This window comes from Phycisphaerae bacterium (genome assembly GCA_012729815.1).
Taxonomy (GTDB): domain Bacteria; phylum Planctomycetota; class Phycisphaerae; order JAAYCJ01; family JAAYCJ01; genus JAAYCJ01.
The window spans coordinates 1-6,406 of the sequence record JAAYCJ010000219.1; the positions used below are offsets into that span (position 1 = coordinate 1).

Annotated in this window: 6 protein-coding genes; 4 read left to right on the top strand and 2 right to left on the bottom strand. The window is 63.8% G+C overall.

All coding sequences use genetic code 11. The annotated features are described in order from the left end of the window. Positions 1–951: phosphoribosylformylglycinamidine cyclo-ligase (locus GXY33_14390; protein ID NLX06323.1), on the top strand; the 951-nt coding region annotated here is incomplete at its 5' end. 2 nt (positions 952–953) lie between these two features. On the opposite strand, the gene GXY33_14395 is transcribed toward GXY33_14390, so the two are convergent. Further along, complete coding sequence (locus GXY33_14395) at positions 954–1,751, bottom strand: helix-turn-helix transcriptional regulator (GenBank protein NLX06324.1); 798 nt, start codon at positions 1,749–1,751, stop codon at positions 954–956. Between the two features lie 109 nt (positions 1,752–1,860). On the opposite strand from GXY33_14395, the gene GXY33_14400 reads away from it, so the two are divergent. From GXY33_14400 to GXY33_14410, 3 genes are all read left to right on the top strand, one after another. Continuing rightward, complete coding sequence (locus GXY33_14400) at positions 1,861–3,024, top strand: hypothetical protein (GenBank protein NLX06325.1); 1,164 nt, start codon at positions 1,861–1,863, stop codon at positions 3,022–3,024. A gap of 100 nt (positions 3,025–3,124) precedes the next feature. After that, positions 3,125–4,252, top strand: coding sequence for a DUF362 domain-containing protein (locus GXY33_14405; GenBank protein NLX06326.1), 1,128 nt, complete (start codon positions 3,125–3,127; stop codon positions 4,250–4,252). A 19-nt stretch (positions 4,253–4,271) separates the two neighbouring features. Beyond that, complete coding sequence (locus tag GXY33_14410) at positions 4,272–5,381, top strand: GNAT family N-acetyltransferase (protein ID NLX06327.1); 1,110 nt, start codon at positions 4,272–4,274, stop codon at positions 5,379–5,381. A gap of 2 nt (positions 5,382–5,383) precedes the next feature. On the opposite strand, the gene GXY33_14415 is transcribed toward GXY33_14410, so the two are convergent. After that, a complete protein-coding gene (locus GXY33_14415) occupies positions 5,384–6,367 on the bottom strand; it encodes a polysaccharide deacetylase family protein (protein NLX06328.1) in 984 nt (327 codons plus the stop codon). Positions 6,368–6,406 lie beyond the last annotated feature (39 nt).

Sequence of the window (6,406 nt, forward strand, 5' to 3'; positions counted from 1 at the left end):
GGCGTAGGGGGCTTCGCCGGGCTGTTCCGCTTGGACTATCACGAGAAGCTCTTTCAGCGGAACTACCGCAAGCCGGTGCTGGTCGCGTGCACGGACGGCGTGGGCACCAAGCTGCTCGTCGCCCAAATGGCCAAACGTTTTGACACCATCGGCATTGACCTGGTGGCGATGAACGTCAACGACCTGCTGGCGACCGGGGCCGAACCGCTGCTGTTCCTGGATTACCTGGCGGTCGGGCGGCTTGATCCGGAGCGGGCGGTGGAACTGGTCGAAGGCATCAGCCGCGCCTGTCAGGAGGCCGACTGCGCCCTGATCGGCGGCGAGACGGCCGAGATGCCCGACCTGTACGAAAAGGACGATTTCGACCTGGCGGGATTCTCCGTCGGCGTGCTCGAACTGCACAAGACCATCGACGGATCGCGGATCGAGCCGGACGACGTCATCCTGGGCCTCGCCAGCAGCGGCCTGCACAGCAACGGCTACAGCCTCGCTCGCAAGATCATCTTCGACAAGCTGCAACTGCGGATTGACGATCCGCTGCCGGGGCTGGACGCGACGGCCGCGGACGAATTGCTCAAACCGACGCGGATCTACGTGCAGCCGGTGCTATCGGTGCTCCGCTACTACCGGGTCAAGCAGGCGGTCCGCGGCATGGCCCACATCACCGGCGGCGGCCTGCCGGGCAACGTCATCCGCGTGCTGCCGAAGGACTGCCAGGCGCTAATCGAGACGGATTCGTGGCCCGTGCCGGAGATTTTCGACCTGCTGGCGTCGCAGGGACCGGTCGAGCGCGAGGAGATGTTCCGCGTGTTCAACATGGGCATCGGCTTTGTGATGATCGTGCGGCCGACGTTCGCCGATTCGATCGCCCGGCAGCTCCGCCGCGCCGGCGAGCAGGTCTACCGGATCGGCCGGATCAAGTCCGGCAAGACCGCCGTGGAACTCCGCTGAGTTCAGCGGCCGTAGCGCGACGGCGGCGCGCCGAAACGACGGGAAAATGCGCTGCTGAAGTGGAACGGGCTGGAAAACCCCAGCTTCCCAGCGGTCTGCGACACCGAATGGCCCATCCGCAGAAACTCAACGGCCATGCCGAGCCGCAGATCATCGTAGTAGCGCTTCGGCGTCTTGCCCGTGGTCTGGAGGAAAACCTGGCGAAATCGCCGCTCACCCAGGCCCGCCGCCTCAGCCCATTCCCGCAGGCCCACCCGTCCCGAAAGGTCGGCGTGCATCTTCTCGATCACGCGGGCGATCGCCCGCTGGTGCGGCTGGGGTTTGCCGTCCTGACGCTGCCGATCGACCCAGCGGTGAAGCATCAGCGACAGGTATGCTGAGGCGCAGCGTCGTGAGGACCGGCCGGTCTTGCGGAGCAGGGCCATGCAGTCGCTGACGTCCTCAACGTCGCGCTGGTGGGCCGTCACTCGCAAAACCCGATCCAGCGGCACGCCGAGCTCGCCCTCGACGAAGCATTCGAACCACCAGAAGTCCCACCGTCCGCCCAGACAGCGGTACCGCCGCAGACGAGGGTGATCGAACAGCAGCAGCGTGTCGGCCTCGACGGTCAGCGGCCCGAAGTCATCCGACTCGAGGGCCCCTTGGCCCGCCAGCGTGCGCAGAACGACCAGGCCGCTGCGCCCATCCGACGGGCGCGGCCGGACGTCGTACGAGTCGTCGGCCTTGACCGACCAGACGGCCTGGAGGGCCAGGCCCGCCGCGGTCTGCGGCGAGCGTGTGATCGAACAGTCGTTCCACATGCCTCCAGAGTACCCGAATTACCGAAATATGTATAGATTATTCCCGTTTACGCATCGTATTCAGAGCTAGCGTGCCGTATAGTGTATGCTGTATGACTGGCGACCCGATATGAAGGAGTGCCCGATGAACGTTACCGACGGTGTTCGAGCCCCGGTGCCTCGCGACCAGATGACGCCCGCCGCGCGAAAGCTCCGCGATTTCTACGAACGCAAGCCCGGCGCCCCGCTCTATCAGCGGGAGTTCGGGTTCTACTGCCTGGAGGCATGGAAGCGGCAGGGCATGCCGCAGGACGTGCCGATGGACGAGCTTTTCGGCTATGACCCGCCGGCCAAGCACTATCTGGGGCAGCTTGGCTGGTGCGAAGCGGGCTTCGTGCCTGCGTTCGAGACGCGAGTCATCGAGGACCGCGGCGATTACGAAGTGGTCCAGGACTGGGCCGGTCGGCACGTGCTCTACTTCAAGGGCCGACGCGACGGGTTCATGCCGGAATACCTGGATCATCCGGTCAAGGACATGGCGACGTGGGAAGAACACTGCCGCTGGCGGATGGACCCGGCCACGCCGCAGCGGTACGCCGACCTCGAAAAGCGAATGGCCCAGGCCGCCGACGAGGCGCGGCAGGGCCACATCATCTGCCAGAACCTGGTCGGCGGCTACATGTATCTGCGAAGCCTGATCGGCCCGGAGGAGTTGCTATACGCCTTCCACGATCAGCCGGAGCTGATCCACGCGTGCATGAAGACGTGGCTGGAACTGGCCGACGCGGTGATCGCCCGCCATCAGAAACACGTGACGATCGACGAGTTCTTTCTGGCTGAGGACATCTGCTACAACCACGGGCCGCTGATCTCGCCCGAGATGATGCGGGAGTTTCTGTTCCCGTACTATCAGCAGCTCATCGCAAACCTTCGCAGCCGACAGATCGACCGCTCGCGGCGCCTGTATATTCAGATCGACACCGATGGGTTCGCCGTGCCCGTCATCGACGTCTACCGCGAAATCGGGATGGACTACATGAGCCCGTTCGAGGTGGCCTCCGGATGCGACGTGATCGAAGTCGGTCGGCAATGGCCCGACCTGCTCATCCACGGCGGAGTCGACAAGCGGGTTCTGGCCCAGGGCAAGAACGCCATCGACCGCATGGTCGACCGCATCTTCCCCGCCATGCAAAAGCGCGGCGGCTATATCCCTACCTGCGACCACGGCGTGCCCGAGGAGGTGCCGTACGAGGATTATCTGCACTACCGCAGACGGTGCCTCGAATTCGCCTGAGAAAGGATTGATTCGGCTCATCCAGCCGTAAAAGGTGGAGAACTGCGGCCCATTCTGTCGTATAATTCATGGGTCATCAACACCAGTACGGAGGTCGCCGATGAGCAGTAAAGTCGCGGTCGTCAGGACGAGGCCCGAGACGGTTCTGGCCGATATCCGCCGGTGCATGGAACTGGCCGGGGTGGCCGGCGCGCTGGACCGGTCGGCGACGACGATCCTCAAGAACAACCTCTCGTGGCACCTGATGTACCCCGGTGCCAACACCACGCCGTGGCAGCTTGAGGGAACGATCCTGGGGCTGCGGGCGGCTGGGTTCGATGACTTGGTGTGCGTCGAGAACCAGACGGTCGTCACCAGCGCCGAGCGCGGCGAGATGTACAACAAGCAGCGGCCGGTCTGCGAGCACTACGGCGTGCCCATCCGCTACAACTTCCGGCCGTCGGATATGCGGTTTGAGGTCTACGAGCCGAAGTCGCCGATGCTCGTGCTCGACAAGATTTTCCCGGAGGGCATCCGCATCCCGAACTACTTCCACGGCAAGAACGTCGTCCACCTGCCGACGGTCAAGTGTCACATCTACACCAATACCACCGGCTCGATGAAGAACGCCTTCGGCGGCCTGCTTGACAACCGCCGGCACTACTGCCATTCGCAAATCCACGAAACGCTGGTTGACCTGCTGGCGATCCAGAAGGAAATTCACACCGGCGTCTTTTCGGTGATGGACGGCACGACCGCCGGCAACGGGCCGGGCCCGCGGACGATGATCCCGGTGGCCAAGAACGTGATGCTCGCCTCGGACGACTGCGTGGCCATCGACGCCGTGGCGGCCAAGATGATGGGCTTCGAACCGATGGACTACAAGTTCATCCGCCTGGCCCACGAACGCGGCCTGGGCGTCGGACGGTTCTCCGAGATCGAGATCGTCGGCGACGCCGACGCCGCGGCTGAGTCGTGGGGCTTCTGCACCGGCGACAACGCCGCATCGAGCGTCGGCAAGCTCTTCTGGTTCGGGCCGCTGCGGTGGCTCCAGACCCTGATGTTCCACACGCCGATCGTCTACTCGTTCATCTTCGGTTCGGCGATCTATCACGACCGGTTCTGGTACCCGTTCCGCGGCAAAGCCGTGGTCGACGAGTGGCTCGCCAACAGCCAGTGGGGCCGCCTCTTCGGCCGGTATCAACCCGGAACGCTGGAGACCCAACCGCAGCGGCAGGTGGCGAACTGACCAACGCACAGCGGGCAAGATGAAACCGCGGATCATTCCATTTGACGACTCCTGGTGGCCCGCCCTCGTGGCGTTCCTCAACGAACACTGGCAGGCCAATCATCCGGTTACACAGCGGGAGTTGTTCTTCTGGCAGTACAAAGGCTTTGGACCGCGGGCGGGCGTGAATGCGTCGCGGATCGCGGTTGTCGGCGATGCGATCGTGGGGTTTCTCGGCGCGATCCCGGGGCTGTATCGGCTCGACGGCCAACAGGTCGCCGGATCAGCCCTGGCGCTGTGGGTAGTGCACCCGGACCATCGGCCGAAGGGTCTCGGCATTGAGCTCTTCAACGCGGTGGTGGGGGAGTCGCAAGTCAGCGTCTGCCTCGGCGTCAACCCGCACGTCAGCCGGTTCTACACCGCTGCGGGCTATCGGCAGCTTGACTCGCTGCACCGCTACGCCGTTCCGCTGGACCCGCAGGCATATCCGCTCCTTCTGAAGCAGTTGCCCGAAAACGGCAGGGGGGACATCCAGGAGTGGTTTGGCGGCTTAGGGCTTGATGACGCTTCGCCAGTCGAACCACAGACGATCCAGCCGGCCGAATTGGCTGAGTTCTGGTACGACGCCGGATCGCGCTGGCGGCTGGCGCTGGAGCGAACTGAGGAGTTTTGGGCCTGGCGATATCGCGACGCGGTTGCCTTTTCATACCGCATGTTCGGCTCGCCGCACGGCAGCTATGTTATCGGACGTTGCGAGAAGGCTTCACATCCCCTGCACCCGGAATTGGAGGGAAGGGCAGTCTTGCGGATCATCGAACTCCTGCCGACGCCCGGCGACGCACCGGATAGCATGATCAACCTGCTTCGCAGCGTCCTGGCCTGGGCCCACCGGCAGGGCGGTATCGCAGCGGATTTCCAGTGCTCAAGCCGCGTCCTCGAACCGATCCTGGCCGCCGCGGGTTTTCGCCAGCGCTGCGAGCAGCAGCCGCTGGCCCAGTTGCCCGAACTCTTCTCGCCGGTCCGCCACGACGTGGCTGCGATCAACGCATTCATCAGGATCAACGGCGACGCCAACCCCATCGCCTTCGACCAAACCTACCTCGTCAAATCCGACGGCGACATGGACCGCCCGACACGATGGTCCTTATGAACTCATGATGTGACCTGCCGCGTGTATTCGACCGGTTCGGCGTCCGCCCGCGTCGGCAAATCGTTCGTGTCTAGACGCGGCAATCGCAGCGGGCAGTCCTCGCCCGTGGCCACCGCGAAACGTGTGGTGAACCCGGCGCAACATCCGCTGGTCCGCAGTATCTCCAGCAGCGAATCGTTGCACGACCCATAAGGATAGGTCATAAACCAATCGCAGCCGTCGACGCCGAGATCGGTCATGAACGCCATCGACCGGCGGATCTGCTCGGCCTGGTGGTGGGGGGGGAGACTCGCCAGCCAGTAGTGATCGTAGCCGTGATTCGCCACGGTCATGCCCGCGGCGATCATCGCCCGCAGTTCCTCGCGGCTCATGTACAGCTCAGCTGCGAACACACGCTCGTCGTCGGTCACGTATTTGCGGAACAGCTCATCGGTGATCTCCGCGCGAAGCTGCTCGGGCAGGTCCCGCTGGAGCATCCGTTTGATGAAGATGACCTCAGCCGGATCGAACCGGTTGGGGTGAGCCAGTTCATCCCAGTACTCCGTATTCGTCCGCAGGCCGTGCGCGTCGCGGTGGCGATCGACCAGCGAGAAGAGCTCGTCCACCGCCCTGCTGACGTTATCGGACGTTGCCGAAAGGATGAAGTGAATCTTGTTCACATCCAGCACCCGGCCCTCGATGACCGACCGCGCCACGGGTGCGAACACGCCGCTCAGCTTGTGCTCCCGCAAAATCGGCAACACATTCTCAAAGTGGTCGCGATACCCATCGTCAAACGTCAGCAGAACCGCATTCCGCGGCAGTCGAAAGCTCGCGTCCCGAACCGCCCGAACCAGCTCAGCCGCGCCGATCGGCTCGTAATGCCGCAGCACATATTCAATCTGCCCGCGAAACCCGCCGACCGACCGAGCCTTGATCCCTGGATACGGCGTCGCCTCGGCGTCACGCACGTAATGGTACATCAGAATCGTCAGTTGTTGGATCATGGTACAGAGAGTATCGGAGCACGCCCAGCCAGGCAACCA